General features: G+C 69.4%; 1 protein-coding gene. It reads left to right on the top strand.

Annotated elements, in window-relative coordinates:
• Positions 1 to 435: oxygenase MpaB family protein (locus CS062_RS25480; RefSeq protein WP_143742564.1), on the top strand; the 435-nt coding region annotated here is incomplete at both ends.

Genomic DNA, 435 nt, shown 5'->3' with positions numbered 1-435 from the left:
GGTCGGCAGGCGAACGCCGGAGGAACTCGCGGATCTGCTGACCGTGGTGGGGCTGACCAACCAGGTGGCAAACATCATCATGCAGCTCGCGCTGCCCGGTGTCGGCCACGGCGTCAACGAGAGTCGCGTCGTCTCGGGCAGCCCGCGCCGCCGCCCGGTAAAACGCGCCCGCACCCCCGGGCAGTACCTGGCCCTGGCCGTGATGGGCAGCGAGGACGACCGCGACGCCTACCGCCGCGAACTCGCACTCGTCCACGCAGCCGTGCACTCCACACCCGAGAGCCCGGTCCGCTACAGCGGCAACGCGCAACGTCTCCAGAAGTGGGTCGCCGCATGCCTTTTCCGGTACTACCTGGACCAGTACACACTGCTGTACGGGCCGATCGACACCGCGACACTGGACCGTCTCACGGTCGCGGCGGCACCGCTGGCCAC

The organism is Roseateles chitinivorans, assembly GCF_002761755.1.
Lineage (GTDB): Bacteria > Pseudomonadota > Gammaproteobacteria > Burkholderiales > Burkholderiaceae_C > Roseateles > Roseateles chitinivorans.
Note: the sequence above shows the minus strand (reverse complement) of the source record. Positions and strands in the feature narration are given on the sequence as shown.